General features: G+C 56.1%; 20 protein-coding genes. 17 read left to right on the top strand and 3 right to left on the bottom strand.

Going from position 1 to position 18,799, the window contains the following annotated elements; translation table 11 throughout:
* Positions 1-2 precede the first annotated feature (2 nt).
* The 10 genes from LUU92_RS08215 to LUU92_RS08170 all read left to right on the top strand — a co-directional run bounded on the left by LUU92_RS08215 (position 3) and on the right by LUU92_RS08170 (position 10,739).
* Positions 3-2,192: an SGNH/GDSL hydrolase family protein gene (locus LUU92_RS08215; protein ID WP_257103410.1), complete on the top strand. Its 2,190-nt coding sequence runs from the start codon at positions 3-5 to the stop codon at positions 2,190-2,192.
* Between the two features lie 21 nt (positions 2,193-2,213).
* Positions 2,214-3,683 (top strand): phage tail-collar fiber domain-containing protein, encoded by a 1,470-nt coding sequence (locus LUU92_RS08210; RefSeq protein ID WP_257103409.1) that lies wholly within the window; start codon positions 2,214-2,216, stop codon positions 3,681-3,683.
* 11 nt (positions 3,684-3,694) lie between these two features.
* Positions 3,695-3,976, top strand: a complete 282-nt coding sequence (locus tag LUU92_RS08205) for a phage tail protein (RefSeq protein ID WP_213553647.1) — start codon at positions 3,695-3,697, stop codon at positions 3,974-3,976.
* A gap of 132 nt (positions 3,977-4,108) precedes the next feature.
* Positions 4,109-5,284, top strand: coding sequence for a phage tail sheath protein (locus LUU92_RS08200; RefSeq protein WP_257103408.1), 1,176 nt, complete (start codon positions 4,109-4,111; stop codon positions 5,282-5,284).
* Between the two features lie 57 nt (positions 5,285-5,341).
* Positions 5,342-5,857, top strand: coding sequence for a phage major tail tube protein (locus tag LUU92_RS08195; protein ID WP_257103407.1), 516 nt, complete (start codon positions 5,342-5,344; stop codon positions 5,855-5,857).
* 51 nt (positions 5,858-5,908) lie between these two features.
* The gene (locus LUU92_RS08190) at positions 5,909-6,244 is read left to right on the top strand and encodes a phage tail assembly protein (RefSeq protein WP_257103406.1); all 336 of its coding nucleotides are present in this window, start codon (positions 5,909-5,911) and stop codon (positions 6,242-6,244) included.
* 8 nt (positions 6,245-6,252) lie between these two features.
* A complete protein-coding gene (locus LUU92_RS08185; protein WP_083207100.1) occupies positions 6,253-6,372 on the top strand; it encodes a GpE family phage tail protein in 120 nt (39 codons plus the stop codon).
* The gene (locus LUU92_RS08180) at positions 6,362-9,037 is read left to right on the top strand and encodes a phage tail tape measure protein (protein WP_257103405.1); all 2,676 of its coding nucleotides are present in this window, start codon (positions 6,362-6,364) and stop codon (positions 9,035-9,037) included. Before LUU92_RS08185 ends, LUU92_RS08180 begins: the two co-directional genes overlap by 11 nt.
* A 5-nt stretch (positions 9,038-9,042) precedes the next feature.
* Positions 9,043-9,483, top strand: coding sequence for a phage tail protein (locus tag LUU92_RS08175; protein ID WP_257103404.1), 441 nt, complete (start codon positions 9,043-9,045; stop codon positions 9,481-9,483).
* Positions 9,480-10,739: a phage late control D family tail protein gene (locus LUU92_RS08170; RefSeq protein WP_257103403.1), complete on the top strand. Its 1,260-nt coding sequence runs from the start codon at positions 9,480-9,482 to the stop codon at positions 10,737-10,739. The genes LUU92_RS08175 and LUU92_RS08170 overlap by 4 nt, the downstream gene beginning before the upstream one ends.
* Before the next feature lie 31 nt (positions 10,740-10,770).
* Here LUU92_RS08170 and LUU92_RS08165 read toward each other — a convergent pair whose 3' ends face one another.
* From LUU92_RS08165 to LUU92_RS08155, 3 genes are all read right to left on the bottom strand, one after another.
* Positions 10,771-11,955 carry a hypothetical protein gene (locus LUU92_RS08165; RefSeq protein ID WP_257103402.1) on the bottom strand — a complete coding sequence of 395 codons (1,185 nt, stop codon included), beginning with the start codon at positions 11,953-11,955 and terminating at the stop codon, positions 10,771-10,773.
* On the bottom strand, positions 11,939-13,012 hold the full coding sequence (locus LUU92_RS08160; RefSeq protein WP_257103401.1) for a nucleoid-associated protein: 1,074 nt from the start codon (positions 13,010-13,012) through the stop codon (positions 11,939-11,941). Before LUU92_RS08160 ends, LUU92_RS08165 begins: the two co-directional genes overlap by 17 nt.
* Positions 13,013-13,329: 317 nt before the next feature.
* Entirely contained in the window at positions 13,330-13,746 is a 417-nt protein-coding gene (locus LUU92_RS08155) for a helix-turn-helix domain-containing protein (protein ID WP_257103400.1), read from the bottom strand.
* 101 nt (positions 13,747-13,847) lie between these two features.
* On the opposite strand from LUU92_RS08155, the gene LUU92_RS08150 reads away from it, so the two are divergent.
* From LUU92_RS08150 to LUU92_RS08120, 7 genes are all read left to right on the top strand, one after another.
* Complete coding sequence (locus LUU92_RS08150; protein ID WP_257103839.1) at positions 13,848-14,096, top strand: helix-turn-helix domain-containing protein; 249 nt, start codon at positions 13,848-13,850, stop codon at positions 14,094-14,096.
* Positions 14,097-14,136: 40 nt separating this feature from the next.
* The gene (locus tag LUU92_RS08145) at positions 14,137-14,607 is read left to right on the top strand and encodes a YmfL family putative regulatory protein (protein WP_257103399.1); all 471 of its coding nucleotides are present in this window, start codon (positions 14,137-14,139) and stop codon (positions 14,605-14,607) included.
* A complete protein-coding gene (locus LUU92_RS08140) occupies positions 14,607-14,900 on the top strand; it encodes an Ogr/Delta-like zinc finger protein (RefSeq protein WP_257103398.1) in 294 nt (97 codons plus the stop codon). The genes LUU92_RS08145 and LUU92_RS08140 overlap by 1 nt, the downstream gene beginning before the upstream one ends.
* Entirely contained in the window at positions 14,897-15,271 is a 375-nt protein-coding gene (locus tag LUU92_RS08135; protein ID WP_257103397.1) for a hypothetical protein, read from the top strand. The genes LUU92_RS08140 and LUU92_RS08135 overlap by 4 nt, the downstream gene beginning before the upstream one ends.
* 71 nt (positions 15,272-15,342) lie before the next feature.
* Entirely contained in the window at positions 15,343-15,588 is a 246-nt protein-coding gene (locus LUU92_RS08130) for a hypothetical protein (RefSeq protein WP_257103396.1), read from the top strand.
* Between the two features lie 11 nt (positions 15,589-15,599).
* On the top strand, positions 15,600-18,398 hold the full coding sequence (locus LUU92_RS08125; protein WP_257103395.1) for a toprim domain-containing protein: 2,799 nt from the start codon (positions 15,600-15,602) through the stop codon (positions 18,396-18,398).
* Between the two features lie 49 nt (positions 18,399-18,447).
* Complete coding sequence (locus LUU92_RS08120; RefSeq protein WP_257103394.1) at positions 18,448-18,759, top strand: hypothetical protein; 312 nt, start codon at positions 18,448-18,450, stop codon at positions 18,757-18,759.
* Positions 18,760-18,799: the final 40 nt, after the last annotated feature.

The following is an 18,799-nucleotide window of genomic DNA, read 5'->3' as shown; positions in this document are numbered from 1 at the left end:
CTATGTCCGACTCCCTCAAAAGCCTTGTCACGTCGTTTGAAGCCGATCTCGACATCGCTCACAAAATCATTCATGGCTCTGCAGAAGAAACGGTCGGAACCGATAGCGGCCCAGTGCGAACTTTCGCCCGAGCGCTAGCTGAATACGATAGCCAGGTAGCCCGCAGTGAGACGGCGAAGAACGTTTTGGCCGCAGAAGCTGCCGCACGCGATTCTCATCAAGCCGTGGAGGCGCTTTCAGAGAGCGATGCCTCGAAACGCGTTGGCTACATGCCGGCAGGTAATGGCGCAGTCAAAAGCGACTTAGCATCAGCCGTGCAAAGCTTATCCGCAGGTGGGGTGGGAGATTTCAGCGTCGACAACAAACTCATGATTTTCTGCGGTGACTCGACCACCGAACAGATGGCCGGTGCAGGTTATGGTTTCGATAGGATCACAACACTGCATCGAAAGAGCGGCGGGCGATTCTCCAAAATACTCGGCACGATCAATTTTGGAGGTTCTGGTTATCCGCTAGACCTCTTCGTAAATGGCCCAGAGTTGCCACCGCCTGTCATCCAAACTCAGAGCAACGCTGGCGTTGGTGCCTGGGATTATTACGGACACAAACCGATCGGCGCCATCAGCCTCAGTACCGCCATGGCTTGGCGTGTGCAACAACCTGTCAAAGTGATCTGGGTCGTTGGTTTCGGCATCAATGACTGCATCCTAAATGCGGCTGTAGGCAACCTCGCACAGGACGAGATCACCACTTACATCGCCCAGCGCCTCCGAACCGCAGTGACACGGATAAACGCGGTGTTCCCGAGCGATGAAATTGTGCTACGGATGCCGAATCCGATGACGGCACGACCTTACAACCCTGCAGCAGGCTTCCCCTCCCAGGCTGCCTACCCCGACTTCGGCAAGAGCGTGGCCAACGACCAGGCGCTGGTAGAAAAGTGGAACCAAGCATTGCGCAGTGCTTACCTTCAGATCCGCGCCAGTTTCCCCCGAACGATTTTGTTCGACACCTGGGAAGCTGTGTTTGGTAGCTCCAACACCACCCTCATTGCGGCCACTGAACTCAAGTACATGGGGGACTTAGTTCATCCGAGCGGCCCGGGCTATGTCCGACTCGTCGATGCCTTGGTGAACCTGCTTGCACCGGAAGCCAACGGAAAACCATCGCGTCGTGTGGAAGCAGAGCAGCGAGCGATAGCAGTGGGCGGCGACGCTTGGACCCACTACCCACACTACTTCCGGGACAACCCGGCCTACAAAAAAGTGCTCCGCCTATCGACATGGGTGTCAATTGGCCAAAGTCATCTTGACCTGTCAGTTGACCCCGCCACCTTCTTCAACCTGGTGGACACTTCGAAGCCGATCTATGTTGCCATTGGCAATGCAGCCGCGCAGAGTTTCACGACCTACGCACCGGGTGCTACAGGGGCCAATACGCGGCTTACAGGCATCGCACCCTCGGCGGCCATGCAGGCCGCTATTGGTGAAATTGAAATTTTCCAATTCGCAGGGACTGGCAAGACGCTGGACAGCTACCTAGTGTCCCAACTTGCAAACCTGCGCCCACGCGAATCTTACATTGGGAAAATTTCGGGGGCTGGTTCAGGCTATATCGATGTCACACTGGATGCCGTGGAAGGCCGTCTTTCGACCAAATACATCGAAGGAGTGCTGGGCGGAAAGCTGTTGATCGGTGGAGGTACGGACACGGCCGTTTCACTTGCAGGTTTCGCCGTGGCGCGCGCAGGCACATCAACACAGCGAGTGTTTCGTCTTCTAAAAACCGGTGATTACACCACCTATAGCAACAAGACATGCGCCCTAGTATTCGACGACGCCGCACCGAGTCCACGTGCGCAGGAAGCCGTTTTCACACAGCGTGGTGTAGTGCCCCATGCCAAAAATGCCCGTGGTTTTGTGCATTGCCCAGCCCGAATGTCCGATGGTGCAACCCTCCAGATATTCCTAACAGAAATCATCGCGCAAGACGTCACGGTAGAGCTCTATCGGCCCAAGTGGCCTACGCGCACATTGGTTGGCAGCTTCACCATTTCAGCAAATGCCAGTGGCGCTTCACTCGCATCAGGTAACCCATCCGATGTGCCGGCTGGGAGCATTTTCGAGTTCGTTATTACCTCACAGACGTCACAAGAGACGGGCCTGATCGGCCTCGCTGTAGTGCCACTTTGATCAATGTCGGGAGTTTCATGTATGGCATTTAAGACCATTCATACCCAATACGGCCTAATCGCCATGGCGCGCGCTGAAGCCAGTGGCACGCCGATTAACCTCATTCATATGGCGGTAGGGGACGGCAACGGCTCACCGACGACACCCGACTGGATGCAGACGGGTCTGATCCGCGAGCGATATCGCAATACGGTCAACCGTGTCTATCAATCGCCCAATGACCCCACTCATTTCACAGTTGAGTTGGTAATTCCCGCCAGTGCAGGCGGTTGGGTCATGCGTGAGATTGGTGTGTTCGATGCATCAGGGTCCCTGTTTGCTGTGGGTAACTTGCCAGAGACCTACAAGCCGACGGCAACTGAAGGCGCTTTTGCCGATGCAGTTGTGCGTCTGGAGTTTGTGGTCAGCAACGCTAGCGTCGTAACACTTATGGTAGACCCGAATGTTGCGGTTGCCTCGCAGGCCTGGGTCATCAACAACATGACCGCAGCCCAGGTAATCCCCGGCGGAACCGTGGGGCAGTTGCTCGGCAAAGCCAGCAACGCGGACGGTGACTTCAAATGGGAAAGCCCCTCCGCGATCAACGTTACCGTCGACACAGTTGCTGAAAAGCAAATTCTGGCTCAAGACCAGACTGTCGTGGACCTCTCAATAACCACCACCTATGGCCTGGCGGTTTACATCGAAGGGCTACGAATAGACATCGGAACAAGTGCTATTGAATGGACGGCCGACCAGGATATTCCGACGCGTCTGCACCTTGGTCAGAGCTATGCGGCCGGCACCCGTATTACGCTGGTCAACAATGAACCGGCCGGTAGCGCTCCAGCACCGCTGGAACGTAGCCAAAATCTTGCTGATGTCTTCGACAAGGCCAAAGCCCGCGATAACTTGGAGATCTTCAGCAAATCCGAAACGCGGCAAATGGCACCCGTCGGAATCATCGGCCACTTTGCACGTAGCAATGCACCGGCTGGTTGGCTTAAAGCCAATGGTGCAGCCATCAGCCGCAGCGTATACGCAGAACTGTATGCCGCTGTCGGCACTACCTACGGGGGCGGTGATGGGTTCACAACTTTTAACGTACCAGACCTGCGCGGAGAGTTCGTACGCGGGTGGGATGATGGGCGTGGCGTAGATGGCGGTCGCGAACTCGGCAGTAGCCAGCTCGGTTCAAACCAGAGTCACAGCCACGGCGCTACCGCAGCTGATGCGGGTAATCACACTCACACTGGATCAACCAATAATGCAGGGGCCCACACCCACAGCGGCACACTTGCTACCGCATATGGCGGTAACCAAACAGGATTCGAAGAGGGACGCGGATGGCCGGACTGGATCACCGGCAATATGGGATCAGCCGGCGACCATAACCACACGTTGGCGATCGAAGCTGCGGGAAGCCATAACCATGCAATCACCATCAATACCAGTGGTGGTACCGAAGCACGGCCACGTAACATTGCCCTTTTGGCATGTATTAAATTTTGAGGAGCACACTCATGATCGCCTACCACTACGACCGTGCAGGCCTCTATCAAAGCAACAGTCAGGCCGACGAATCGCCATTGGAGCCAGGCGTGTATCTGCTGCCGGCCAACAGCACTTTCGTAGCGCCGCCGGTTGAAGTTCCGGACGAACGCTGGCCGCGTTGGAATGGCGTCAGTTGGGATCTCGTCAATCGACCACAACCAGCAGATAGAGACGATCCGATCGCTAAGTTGGCCGACTTTCTTGCGCAAAACCCAGATGTCGCCGCGCTGCTCAGCACTCCGCGTAAATAGTTCGCTATTGGCTGGTCGTTAACATACCTATCGAACTGTAACAGCGCTTCTTACAAGGCCCACCGCTCGCCCATCCGGCGCGCGCGCGGCAGCCTGTGCACTGTCATTTCATCACAGCGCAGGCAACCACCCATGGCCGGTTCAGACTATCTCCACGGCGTGCGGGTTCTCGAACTCAACGACGGCACCCGCCCCATTCGCACCATCGCAACCGCAGTCATCGGCTTGGTTTGTACGGCTGAAGATGCGGACCCGCTAGCGTTCCCGCTGGATACCCCTGTCCTGCTGACCAACGTGCAAAGCGCCATCGCCAAAGCCGGCGTCAAAGGCACCTTGGCGAAGAGCCTGCAGGCCATCGCCGATCAAACCAAGCCCTATACCATCGTAGTGCGTGTCAAGGAAGGCGCAGACTCGGCCGCCACCAACACAGCCCTGATCGGGACTACCACCGCTGACGGCAAGTACACCGGCATGAAAGCCCTGCTCGCCGCCAAGGCCCGTGTGGGCATGACGCCGCGCATCCTCGGTGTGCCAGGCCTCGACAGCCAGCCGGTAGCCACCGCCCTGGTATCGATCGCCAAGGACCTGCGCGCCTTCGCCTACGTCAGTGCGTGGGACTGCAAAACCAAGGAAGAAGTGGTCGCCTATCGTGAGAACTTCGGCGCACGTGAAGTCATGGTGATCTGGCCGGAGTTCCAGAACTGGAACACGGTCACCAGCGCGACCGCCACCGCGTCGGCAGTAGCCCGTGCGCTGGGCCTGCGGGCACTGATCGACAAAGACATCGGCTGGCACAAGACCCTCTCCAACGTCGCGGTCAACGGCGTGACCGGCATTAGCGCCGACGTGTTCTGGGACCTGCAAAACCCTGCCACCGACGCCAACTATCTCAACAGCAACGAGGTCACCACTCTCATCAACGAAGGCGGCTTCCGCTTCTGGGGTAGCCGTACGTGCAGTGCAGATCCGCTGTTTGCGTTTGAAAACTACACCCGTACCGCGCAGATCATTGCCGACACCATGGCCGAGGCGCACATGTGGGCCATGGACAAGCCCATGCACGCCTCCCTGGTCAAAGACATCATCAACGGGATCAACGCCAAGTTCCGCGAACTGGTCAACCAGGGCTACCTGATCGGCGGCAGCTGCTGGTACCCGGAAGACATCAACGACAAGGACACCCTCAAGGCCGGCAAGCTGACCCTGGATTACGACTACACCCCTGTGCCGCCCCTGGAAGACCTCACCTTGCGTCAGCGCATCACCGACCGCTACCTGATGCAGTTCGCAGCCGCCGTCAACGCTTAAACCGGGCCTCCCCGCGAGGGGAGTTAACCCTGTGCCATAACCCCGGAGATTCCCGCCATGGCCATGCCTCACAAACTGAAAAACATGAACCTGTTCAACGACGGCGGCAGCTACCAGGGCAAGGTCAAAACCGTCACCCTGCCCGCCCTGGGCCGCAAGATGGAAGCGTGGCGCGCCGCCGGCATGAATGGCCCGGTCAAAGCTGACCTGGGCATGTCCGACGACGGTATCCAGATGGAATGGAAGCTGGGCGGCCTGGACCTGATCGTGCTCAAGCAGTTCGGCGCGGTTAACGCCTCCGGTATTGCTCTACGCTTCGCCGGTGCCTTCCAGCAGGACGACACCGGCCAAATCAGTGCCGTAGAGGTAACTGTTCGCGGCCGTCACGAAACCATTGAGATGGGTGACGCGACACCGGGCGAAGACACCGAGCACTCCATCACCACCACTTGCAGCTACTACAAGCTGACCGTCGACAACGAAGACATCATCGAAATCGACCTGCTCAACTTCATCGAGAAGGTCGGCGGCGTCGACATGTTGGAGAAACAGCGTAGCGCCATCGGCCTCTGATAGCCGTCATCGATCACTAACCCAATCCCTTCATCTCCAGGAGCTCTACCCATGAAAGACGAAGCCACCGAACAACCCGACGTTAAATCACTGGCCGACGACAACACCGTCATCCTCGACACGCCGATTCGCCGTGGCACCACCAGCATCGACAGCATCACCCTGCGCAAACCCAACTCGGGCGAGCTGCGCGGCGTTAGCCTGGCAGAGCTGCTGAATATGGACGTCAACAGCCTGGTCAAGGTGGTGCCGCGCATCAGCACCCCTACCCTCACCGCCGTCGAAGTCACGTCAATGGACCCGGCCGACCTGTTTGCCCTTGGCACCAAGGTGTCTGGTTTTTTGCTACAGAAATCGATGAAGACGGACGCATCCCTCGTTGCGTAGAGGACGCCATGGCCGACCTGGCCGTGGTTTTTCACTGGGCGCCGGCTGACATGGATCAGTTGGGCTTGAAGGAACTGATGGACTGGCGCGAGCGCGCCAGGGTGCGGAGCTCCACCGATGGCAAATGATCTGAAACTTCAGGTGCTGCTCAGTACCATCGACAAAGCTACCCGCCCCCTGAAGCACATCAGCGAAGGGGGCATCCAGACTGCACGCGCCCTGAAGGACGCTCGCGACCGCCTGAAAGAACTCACCAGCCAACAGAAAGACGTCAGCTCCTGGAGGGCTCAGCGTGCGGCTGCTGAGCAAACCAGCGCGTCTCTCACCGCAGCACGGGACCGCGTCAAATCCCTGAGTCAGGAACTTGCCGCCACCGACACGCCGACCAGGGCAATGACCCGGAGTTTCCAGGCAGCGGTGCGCGAGGCAACGCGGCTCAAGCAGCAGCACCAGCAGCAGAGCGAGCAGTTGCAAGGCCTCCGTTCGAAACTCTACGACGCCGGCATCAGCACCAAAAACCTTGGCACCCACGAGCGCCAACTGCGCGAGAAAATCAACGCCACCAACGCCAGTATCAGTACCCAGGGCAAGCGCATGGCCGAGCTGAGCGCTCAGCATAAGCAGGCTGCGTTGGCCCGCAGTCAAATGGAGAAATCCCAGCGCGCCGCCGGCAACCTCGCCGTGAACGGCGCCGCCGGCTTAGGTGTCGGCTATGCAGCAAGCCGCCCTGTCGCTGCCGCAGTGAAGGCCTTTGCGCCCAATGAGGATTCCGCGACTCAGCTCAAAGTGTCGATGATGGACAACACCGGCAAGGTCTCCGAGGACTTCCAGAAGATCACGGATCTGGCCACCAAGCTGGGCGACCGCTTGCCAGGCACCACGGCCGACTTTCAGAACATGATGACCATGCTCAGGCGCCAGGGCATCAGCGCTCAGAGCATCCTAGGCGGTACCGGTGAGGCCGCAGCCTACCTCGGCGTCCAGTTGAATATGGGAGCCACAGACGCGGCTGAATTCGCCGCCAAGATGCAGGACGCCACGCGTACCAGCGAAAAAGACATGATGGGGCTGATGGATACCATCCAGCGTGGTTTCTATGCCGGTGTTGACCCAACAAACATGCTACAGGGCTTCAGCAAGATTGCCCCAGTGATGGACGTAATCAAGAAGTCAGGGATCGATGCTGCAAAGGAACTGGCGCCGCTGCTAATCATGATGGACCAGGCAGCTATGGACGGTGGTTCCGCAGGCAACGCCTTCCGCAAAATTTTCCAAGCGGGGCTGAATCAAGACAAAGTCGACAAAGCGAACAAAGCGCTCGCGAAATCTAAACCGGGGATGTCGTTCAAGTTTACGGATGACAAGGGCAACTTTGCTGGGCTGGAAAATTTGTATGCGCAAATTGAAAAGCTGAAGGGCCTGAACGATACCGATCGAACAGAAATAAAACAGACGTTGTTCGGGGATGATGCGGAGACGATGTCGACTCTGGACGCCATGATGAACAAAGGTCTGGCGGGATATCGGGAAGTCCAGCAGAAGCTGCAAACTCAAGCCGACCTACGCACCCGTGTGAATGAACAGTTAGGCACCCTCACCAACGTCATGGAGGCCGCAGAAGGCAGTTTCACCAACGCCATGGCTGAGTTCGGTGCAGCGGTAGCGCCGGACCTGAAGGATCTGATCAACACCCTGGGCGAAATCGCCAACAGCATCGGCACCTGGGCCCGGGAGAACCCTAAATTGGCCGGGGGCCTGGTCAAGGTCGTGGCCGCAATTGCTGCGATGGCATTTGTTTTCGGCGGCTTGGCGTTGACCATGGCAAGCATGCTTGGGCCGTTCGCAGTGCTGCGTTACGGCATGACCATGTTCGGTCTTCAGGGTGGCGGCATTACCAAAATGCTCGGCCGCCTAATGCCCACACTGACCAGACTGGCCCGCAACGCATTCCCCATGTTCGCCCAGGGCGTCCGAATGGTCGCCACCACAATGAGCGGCGCGCTACTGACCGCCCTACGCACCGTGGGTGTGGCTCTGTGGGGCCTGGCAGCAAACCCGATTGTCTTGATTATCACTGCCGTCGTCGCCGCGCTGGCCGGCGGCGCCTACCTTATCTACAAAAACTGGGACGCAGTGAAGAACTACTTCGCCAACGCCTGGACCGAGATCAAAGCGGGGTTCGATGGTGGGATCGGCGGCATCATCACCACCCTGGTCAACTTCAGCCCCCTCGGTTTGGTGTATCAAGCGTTCGCCGGCGTGATGAGTTACCTGGGCATCGAACTACCCGGCCGCTTCACCGAGTTCGGCGGCATGATCGTCAACGGCCTGATCAATGGGCTGACGGCCGGAATCGGCGCCGTCAAAGACGCCATCGGCTCGATCGGAGACGCCAGTATTGGTTGGTTCAAGGAAAAACTCGGCATCCACAGCCCGTCGCGGGTGTTTGCGGAGCTGGGCGGGTTCACCATGGCCGGGCTTACTCAGGGTCTTGAGGGAGGGCAGAAAGGCCCACTGAATGCCCTGACCAGCATGAGCAAGCAGATGACCGCCGCAGGCACGTTGGCCCTCGGCGCTAGCGCTATGCCGGCATTTGCCGTGGATAACGCGCCCCCGATCAGCGGATCGTCTGCAGCCATCGTTTACGACAGCCACGACACCTACCAAATCACCATCACCGCAGGGCCTGGTACCGACATGCAAAGTCTGGAAAAAAGCCTGCGCGCGATGCTGACCCGCATCGAAAACGAAAAGAAAGCGCGTCAGCGCAGCAAACTCTCCGACCTGGAATAACTACCATGATGATGGCACTCGGCATGTTCGTGTTCAGCCTCCACACCGCCGCCTACCAGGAGCTACAACGCCAAACCGATTGGCGCCACGCCAGCAACAGCCGCATCGGTGCAGCCCCCGCGCGGCAATTCGTTGGCCGTGGCGAAGATGCCATCACCCTCCCCGGCATCCTCTTCCCCGAACTGGCCGGCACGGCCCTCAGCCTTGACTCGCTACGCTTGATGGCAAACACCGGCAAGGCCTGGCCCATGGTCGAGGGTACCGGGCGGATCTACGGCCTGTGGGTGATCGAAAGTCTCAGCGAAACCAGGACCATATTTTTTCCCGACGGTACGGCACGACGCATTGAGTTCACCCTGAGCATCAAGCGCACCGATGATGACCGGATCGACCTGCTCGGCGCCGGTACCAGCATCGGCGTCAACATCCTGCGGGGCCTGCTGTGATAGAGCCCATCATTGCCAAGGTCACGGGCTACCTGCGTAACACCGCAGAGCGCTATGTCCGAGACGCAGCCTATCCTGTTCCGGCCTTTCGGCTCGCCGTCGACGGACTGGACATTGCCCAAATAATCAGCCCGCGGCTGATGAGCCTGGAGCTGACCGACAACCGCGGCGTCGAGGCCGACCAGCTCAACATCACCCTCAGCGACCATGACGGCTTGCTGACGATTCCGCCGAAGGGTGCGGTGGTCCGTTTGTGGCTCGGCTGGAGCGACACGGGCCTGGTGGACAAAGGTACCTACACCGTCGACGAAACCGAACACAGCGGCGCGCCCGACGTGCTAAGCATCCGCGCTCGATCGGCAGATCTGCGCAAAGGCCTGAAAACCAAGCGCGAGCGCAGCTGGAGCAACACCACCCTCGGCGACGTCCTGGGCGATATCGCCATCGGCAACGGACTCACCGCCACCATTTCCGGTGCGCTCGACAGTTTGCCCATCCTGCAGCTTGACCAGGCCAACGAGTCCGACGCCAACCTGATCAGCCGCCTGGGCGAAGAGTTCGACGCGGTGGCCAGCGTCAAAGCCGGCTGCCTACTGTGCCTGCCGGCGGGTGGCGGCAAGACCGCCAGCGGCATGGACCTGCCCCATATCACCCTCACCCGCGCCGATGGCGATCAGCACCGCTACCTGCAAGCCGACCGCGACAGCTACGACGGCGTGCGCGCCTATTACTACGACGTGAACAGCGCCAAGAAACAGGAGGCGATTGCCGGCGGCGGCGACAACCTCAAAGATCTGCGACACACGTACAGCGACCAGCAGTCAGCTCTCCGCGCGGCCCGGGCGGAGTTCCGGCGCCTGCAACGTGGCAGCGCAACTTTGAGTTACACCCTGGCCATGGGCCGGCCGGATCTGATCCCCGAGCTGACGTACACGCTCCAGGGCGTGAAAGCGGAGATCGACGAGATCATTTGGTACGGTGGCAACGTGCAACACAACCTAACTGACAGCGGTGGTTATACCGTGAGCCTGGAGCTGGAGAGCAAGCTGCCGGAGGATAACGTTGAGGACCTGGCAGAAGAGAATAGAGGCGATTACACAGGGATCATCGCGTATTTCCGAGACCAGAAGACCGGGAAGGAAAAGACGATCACGGCGGGGGATCAGGCGAGGCCGAAGCGGTTGCGGTGGTTGTATGCCAGTGAACGCACTGCAAAACGTGCCGCGCAAAGAGAATGGCAAAAAATTAAAGCTTGATAATTACAACGAAGAAAATAGCGGATCGACCTTAAAACAATAAATCATATATTGGTCGTGTATGAAGAACATAATATACAGCGGAACCACAGAACATTAGGACATCGAGAGTTGCTATTGCATAAACTGCTGCGTACTGCCAACGTAGGCGCCCAGCTATCGTAGAAAACTCTCCCTCATACGCCACCTGCTTACTTTCAAATCTTTTTGCAAAAACCTTTTTCTGTCGTAAAATTTCTTGATTAATAGTATTCAAAGTAGCGTGTTGATTAGCCAAAAACCCTATTAGAAGAAAACAAAAAACCATGACACCAAAAAAAATAACAGTATTCGCAGCAAACTGGGCATTCAGCCCCGTAGTTTTTTTGAGCTGACTAAGTGCAATAAACGTCGCGATTGGAATACCTAGAACCTGCGCCTGAATATCAGTAATAGCTTTATGAATTTTAGTTATCACATCAACTTTAAAAGCATGCACCTCAGTAACAGCTTTCTCATAGGTGTAATCTGAAGCGAAAAGATTATAACCAGCCTGCAGGCGGCTATACAAATCACCTAAATGGGAAATCAGGTAAGAAAACCTTTCACTCATTGGAACCATGGAAAGCATTTCAATCAAATTCTCGCCAAGCATCTTAATTTTCTGCTCTTTATGATACGGATCAAGCACAAACCGCTCTAAAGATTCAAAGACAGAAAAATCTAGCGCATCGACTTCTTGCACGCCATAAAATAGAGGAACAACAAACCGACCGTCCTTATAAAACACCAATTCCTCCTTTGCCGAATCCAAATAATGCGCCGACTCATTAATCAGCCCAATAAACCTCAAAACCCTACGATATCTATTTACACTGATATTTACCGGCTGATCAGAAGATGAAAAAGCCTCTTCTATTAAATAGTAATTATCTCTTTCTTTGACCCTGGCCCCGGTCGTCGATGTAATATATTTTGCAAAACTTTCAGCTAGAATACCTAACCCCAACCTTGGCTGGGAAACAGCTAGAAGAAAGACATCACCAAGGCTAATGTTTTCATAATCTCCTTGGCGCACAGCAATACCTGACTCATCGACATTAGAGTCATCAATTGCAAGCGCCAAAGCACTTTTCAAAACATCATTTGTGATTTCAAGCCTGTAAAGGGAGCCTGGAGCTTTCTCCATGGCTCTGTATATAGGCAGCAAATCTACAAACTTAATCCTCTTCGCCATCTTGACTGACTTCCACCCTTAAACGAGCAAGCAACTCTTCTGGCAATTTTTTAATCACCAATGTTTCGGCCTCAATATTAAACTCTATCTCATCATTACTCAAGGCTGCCCGATCAAACATTATCCGCCAGTTCTTTGTAGCACCGCTAAACTTTACCAGACTGCGAAGAGATCGCTTATCAGGTATAAAACCATCAGAAATATCTAGACCTGACGCCTCGAATGACTCACTAAGTTCCTGGGGTGCTTCCGGCCAAAGCTCGTTCGCAAAAGCCTCCAATTCAAATGGTGTATCTTTATCAGCATAACGCTTGCAAACAGTGTAAGCACTTTGTAAAAACTCTTCTCGCGAATCTTCGTCCATACCTTTTGAAAGAGCAAATGACTCAAGTGCGGTACTGAGCTTCTGTGTCTCCAACACCGCTGCGACTGAATTGTTACAGCCAAGAAATAGCTTAAAAAACTCAGATACCTTATCCTGACCACGACCTTTAATGAAGCTCAGGTACTTATCTCCACCATCAGCCCATGTTGTCAGATTGACACGGCCTGCCAGACGGAATCCTTTGATATCTAGATGCAGAGCATCCACAACTTCTTTGGACTTATTTAAAGCAGCACCCAACTCGTCATTAAGAATTGCAACTATAAAATAATGGGACTGATCAGCTTCTCTCTTGAAATGCGCAAAGAAAACGTGCCCACCAGTAGATGCAGTCCCTTGAGCGGACATTTTGAGATTTTCAGCCATCTGCAAGGTAGTAGCAACGAAGTCACTACTGCCTGCTTTATAATAGGATTCCAAGTACCTGGAAACAGGATAATTATCTACATCATCCTCAAATCGGCCATGCGACTTGCCCGTCTTTGCCGCGTATATTTTAGCCAACTGATCTATCAGACGCTGGATGGTTTCGCCGACCTCCAGAACTTCTTTACGATCATCAATAACAAATCCACCGTCCGCCTTGTTGAGGCTATGGACAATTACATTCATTATTTCATTTTCCAACTTAACCTCTGCTACCGCAGCGGCCTTCTCGCCCCCATCGCCCATACCCTAGCCCTCTCAAATAGTTATATGTGATTTTTATATATTTTTTCGCATTCTGGTGTGATATCCCCTGAGCACTTGACTACGAAGTGCGACAAGTTTTTTCGATACACACATACCGTCATGCGAGCGCATGCTCGTATGCTTTTTAGTTGAGAACATAGAAAATTTCTGAAGGCGAATGAATATTGCATTAGTCACATCCTTGTATCTCGGTTGTAAGCAGCACTGCCTTCGGGCTCACCGGCTTTGTGATCAAGCCTAGTGCAGGCGGATCATTGGCGTTCCTGCCTGACTGATCCGTTCTTAATGGGTACAGACTATGCTGGCCGTTTGGTATCGGCAAGGGCTTCAGTCAAATCCTTTAGTCGCTGCTCGATGTCCCTTATGCGTTTCTTTTCTTCAGCAGCGCTCTGTATCTCCCGCCTATCGGTCTCCTCCAAGGACCGGAATAGAGCCAAAATCGCGTCCTCCTGAGGAGTGGTGGCTAGCAAATCAGTGGCCGCGACCGACACACCTCGCATCATTGTTCCTTCCCCGGTGAGCAGCCAATCCAGAGAAACGCCTTCAGCCTCACTTACGTTTACGCATAACGCATAAGGTATTGATTGTCGGCTACGCCAACTCCCCAACGTCTGTCGATTCACGTCCAGCTTACGTGCCAGCTCGCTATCGCTGTCTACGGCGAAGACCGTCATCAAGCGTTCAAGCACGGCGTCGAGCGACTTTTTCTGCATTTTGAATAAATACCGCTTGATTTATTTAAATAGAATAAATAGGCTTATGCGCAATGAGTACATCTTAACCAACTAGGAACACATCAACCATGAGCCATGCCATGGAAAAGCGCCAGATCCAAGCACGATTGATCGAGCGCGGTAGCAACTTCCGTCAGTTCGCCCTCAGCCACGGCTATGAAGTGAGAACTGTGACGCAAGTGGTTCAGCGTTGGGCCGGGCACAACAAGCTGCCTCGTGGCCGGTTGACGTTCCAAATCCTTCAAGACCTGTCGCGGTTAATCGGTAAGGAAGTGCTGCCGGGAATCCTCGCGGAGAGCACCGAACAAACATCAGCACAGGCTGTATGAAACGACTGTAGGGGCGATGACTCCAGGGAGAAACCAGAAGATGAAACGCCCAGTTCTAGACAGCAGAAAGAGTGTCGTCATGGCCGTTATAGGCGCCTACCCAGGCGGAAGGGAATACGCCTCGGCAGACCTCGGGATGCCAATCAAGAAGTTCGACAACCAAGCCTACGAGAACGCCGGTAGTCGCCCGCTGACCGACGAACACATCCACCGTCTGGAGCAAGTCGCCGGCACCACGTTCTTGGCTGATTACATCGCCTCAATGTACGGCGGCATGTTCGTGCCGTTGAGCCTCCCGGAGAATCTCGACAACGTGGAGTTGTACAGCCGCTCGCTCAAAGCCTCAGCCAAGCGGGGCAAAGTCGATCAGATCATGTCTGCCGCCCTTGATGATGGAGTTATCGAAAGACGTGAAGCCGACGCGATCATCGCCGCCCTGCTCACCTACATGTCCGCCCGCTACGACGAGGTGTTCGCGACCATTCAGCTGTACAGCCAGGGAGCTGTCTAGTGAGTACTTACAAACTGGTCTGCCCCCACTGCCACGGCCGCATGCGAATCCGCACCAGCGAAGGCCAGCACATTTTCCTGCGCATCACCTATATGCAATGCACCAACGAAGCGTGCGGCTGGGCGGTGCGTGCTGAGTTTCAAATGACCCACGAACTGAGCCCCAGCGGCATGCCCAACCCGGCGGTGAAGCTGCCAGTTGCAGATGTGGTCATTCGTCGCCAGGCAATGAAAACCGCCAACGATCAACCAGATCTGCTGGATCAATTGGATATGGAGGCCACAACTGTATGAACACCATCGCTCTGACTACCAACCCCGCCAGTGACTACCGCGTCGCGATGCAACAAGCGGCGGTGGCCTACCTCTACCGCCATCGTTGCCAGCATTTGGCCGGAGACACGCAGTTGCTCGAGAACTGCACCCGCTACCTGACGCTGTCGCTTGAAGTCCCTCAGCACCTGGTGCAACGCATCGCTGAACTGGCCGTCGCCGAATTCGAAAGCATGACCTGCAAGCGCGTTGCCTGGCTTGGCGTTCACCCGAATAGCGGTCCGTTTCGACCGGTCATCTGGCTGCTCGACAACTGCACCCAACAGCGATACCCCGTTTCAGCGCGCTTGCTTCCCACACGCCTGCTGCTAACCCGCAACCTCCCGCACTAACCCGAAATCAATCCCTGATGGATGCCCGCACCGCGTGGGTAGGGGAAACTTGCAACTTACTGGTGGCCGAAATGAGCAAAATCACCATAAAACTGGAGCTGGACGAACAGCAGGCGCAGCACTACCTGCTGTGGTTGACCGCTCAGTACGAAGTCACCATGGCTGATATTTGGTACTCCGACCGCTACCGGAATGTGCCGAGCGGTCAACGGGCGCCCAGGGTGCTTGAGGACTTGCCCTACCTGGCCGGTATCTGCAAAACACGCAGCGAGCTGAAAAAACAGCTCGTTGTACCTACTGCGGAGCGTCCGCAGTGATACGTAAGCCAATGGAAGATCAGATCCGGGCTGACGTACTTCAGCGTCTGGAGTCCGATTACGGGCTTCAGCACATGACCGGCACGCATTACATGCGCAAGGGCACCTGCCCCCAGTGCAATCAGAAACGCCTGTTCTCGCGTCACGATGAACCATGGTTCATACGATGCGGCCGCGAGGAAAAATGCCGGTATATGGCTCCGACCAAAGAGCTGTACCCGGACCTGTTCGACGACTGGAGCAAGCGTGCGCCGGCAACCCGCGACGAGCCAGCCGCAAGCGCAAGGGCGTATCTGTCGTTTGCGCGGGGCTTCCAAGTCCAGTTGCTTGAGGGGTGGTACACCCAAGAGAGCTACTTCGATCGCGACCTGAATATCGGCTCCGCAACCGTCCGCTTTCCCCTGGAGCATGGCGGGTATTGGGAGCGCTTGATTGATCAGCCTTCCCGCTTCGGCAAGAAGAAAGCCCGCTTCCAGCCCCTCAAGAGTTACAGGGGATATTGGTGGTGCCCACCGTGCGTGGACCTGTTGGAGGTGAACGAGCTGTGGATCGTTGAAGGCATTTTCGACGCCATTGCGCTCATTCAAAACGGTATCTCCGCAGTCGCCGCCCTGTCATCAAACGCCTTTCCAGAAGAGTCGCTCAAGGCCCTCATCACCGCTCGCGGCGGCAAAACTCCCAAGTTGGTTTGGGCTTTGGATAACGAGCCAGGCGCTCACAAATACACCCGTACCTGGGTGAAACGAGCCCGTGAACTTGGCTTTACCTGCGAAGCCGCCCAGGTAACGCAGCCGGATGCACGCAAGGTTGACTGGAACGATTTGCACCAGCGCTGGGCATTTATCGACGACGAAAAATCCCGTGCTGATCGCATTGAAAAAGACCTGAAGGAGGCCCGTCACCAGGGCGCCCTGCTGATCGCAGATAGTGCCAGTGACAAGGCGTTGCTCATGTACCAGTGGCGCGAGCGCGAGGAGTTTCACTTCTGCTTCGACTCCCGCCTGTACTGGTGGAAGTTGGACCTTGCGAAATACAACAGCGCCAAGCAGGCATTGGAGAAAAGCGACGACCAAGAGACCCAGGTACTGAACGAAAAGCAGTTGCGGGAGAAGGCGCTGAACGTGGCCGGCTGCGTCGTAGAAATCGCCAACTGCTACCCCAAAGCCCTCTATTTCCAGCGCAACGAGATTACCGACGAGTCCTGGTACTTCTTCCGCGTCGACTTTCCCCACGACGGAGGCTCAGTGAAAAACACCTTCACCGGTGGCCAGGTCGCTGCCGCCAGCGAATTCAAAAAAAGACTTCTCGGCATGGGTGCCGGGGCCGTGTTCACCGGCAGCGGGCAACAGTTGGACAAACTCATGAAAGACCAGCTTTTCGGCATCAAGACCGTACAGACCATCGACTACGTGGGCTACAGCAAGGAGTACCACTGCTACGTGTTCAGCGACGTTGCCGTCCGCGAAGGCCAGGTGATCCACATTAACGAGGAGGAGTTTTTTGAGATGGGCAAACTCAAGCTCAAGACCCTACAAAAGGGAGTGAAGATCGATCTGGAGAAGGACGGTAAAACCTATGATCAACAGTGGCTCGGACTTCTCTGGCAGTGCTTCGGCGCCCAGGGCATCGTCGCGCTGACCTTTTGGTTTGGTTCACTTTTCGCCGAGCAGATCCGCAGCCGCTACCAGTCGTTTCCGTTCCTTGAAGCCACAGGCGAGGCCGGGGCCGGTAAAACCACGTTGCTTACCCTGCTCTGGAAACTGGCAGGCCGGGAAGGATACGAAGGGTTCGACCCATCCAAGTCCACCAAGGCCGGCCGCAGCCGCCTGATGGGCCAGGTATCGGGCATGCCCATCGTGCTGCTGGAGTCGGACCGCAGCGGGGACGACAAGGCCCACGCCAAGACCTTTGAATGGGATGAACTCAAGGACTACTACGGCGGCGGCACGCTCGCGACGAAGGGCGTCAAAACCGCCGGCAACGAAACCTACGAACCGCCGTTTCGCGGCACGATCGCCATCAGCCAGAACGCCCCTGTGGTCGCATCTGAAGCCATCATGACCCGGATTGTGAAACTGCACTTTGTGCGCCCGAACGTAACGCCAGAGAGCCGAGCGGCGGCAGATCGGCTCAATGCCCTGGAAGGCTCGACGCTCAGCAACTTTGTCTTGCAAGCCGTTCGCAAAGAGCTGGAAGTGATGGAACTGTTCGCCCAGCGCATCCCTGGCTACGAGACGAAGTTGCGCAACCTGCATTCGCATTGCTTTGCCTGCGAGACACCGTTTCAGGACGAGCAAGCCGATTGTCAGCACTGCGGCAACAAGCTGCGTGGTTACATCCGGGTCGAGCGGATCAACAAAAACCACGCCCAACTGCTCGCCCTGCTCGACTGCCTGCGCATGGTGGTGCCGCTCACCGAACCGCAGATCAGCCACACCCGCAAGCAGATCATCCGCATGGCGATTGAGCGCCAGTCCTCGATCAGCTCCGACCATCCGGTAGTGGCTGAATTCTGGGAAGTGTACGAATACCTGGAAGGCCTCGACGCCGACGGTCCCGTGGTCAACCACAGCAAGAAAGACAACATCATCGCGATCAACCTCAACGACTTTGTGAAGTGCGCGGCCGAGCATCGCCAAAAGATTGCCGACGTCAGCGAGCTGCGCGAGCGCCTGAAAGACTCCCGCTCGCGGAAGTTGATCGACACCAATAAAGCAACGGATAGCGCGGTTCGTGCCCACCAGGCCAAGACCAGCAACGCAGTCATAACTAAACAACCCATCGTGAAGTGCTGGCACTTCCAAGCCTGACCAAACATCCGCAGACGCTGCAACGCCTGCCACCCAAAGGAGAAGCACCATGCAAGTACAAGTCATCACCGGTGACGGCCGCGAGGGGGAAACCAACCGCCTTCGGCATCTGAAAGAGCTGAAGGACTGGCTTAACGAATCCGGGAATATCGTTCACGCCGAAGCCTACGACCCGGCTGGACTGGTCGCGATCCTCGAGGTTCGTGCAGTGAGCGACAAAGAAATTCTAGTGCTTGAGTGCAGCCGGGAACAGATCCAAGCAGTCCTGGAATGGCAGTCAGCAACAGATGAGGTTATTGAGTTTGAAAACCTGCTACTGCACCTGGTGCGGAAGCAAAACCCAACCGGCGAAAGCCAGTAAGAAGGTGGTGCCGAGGGGCTGCAACCCCTCGACACCGACC

This window comes from Pseudomonas extremorientalis (genome assembly GCF_024584605.1).
In the GTDB taxonomy this organism is placed as follows: Bacteria; Pseudomonadota; Gammaproteobacteria; order Pseudomonadales; family Pseudomonadaceae; genus Aquipseudomonas; species Aquipseudomonas extremorientalis.
This window is presented reverse-complemented; position numbering and strand designations above follow the sequence as displayed.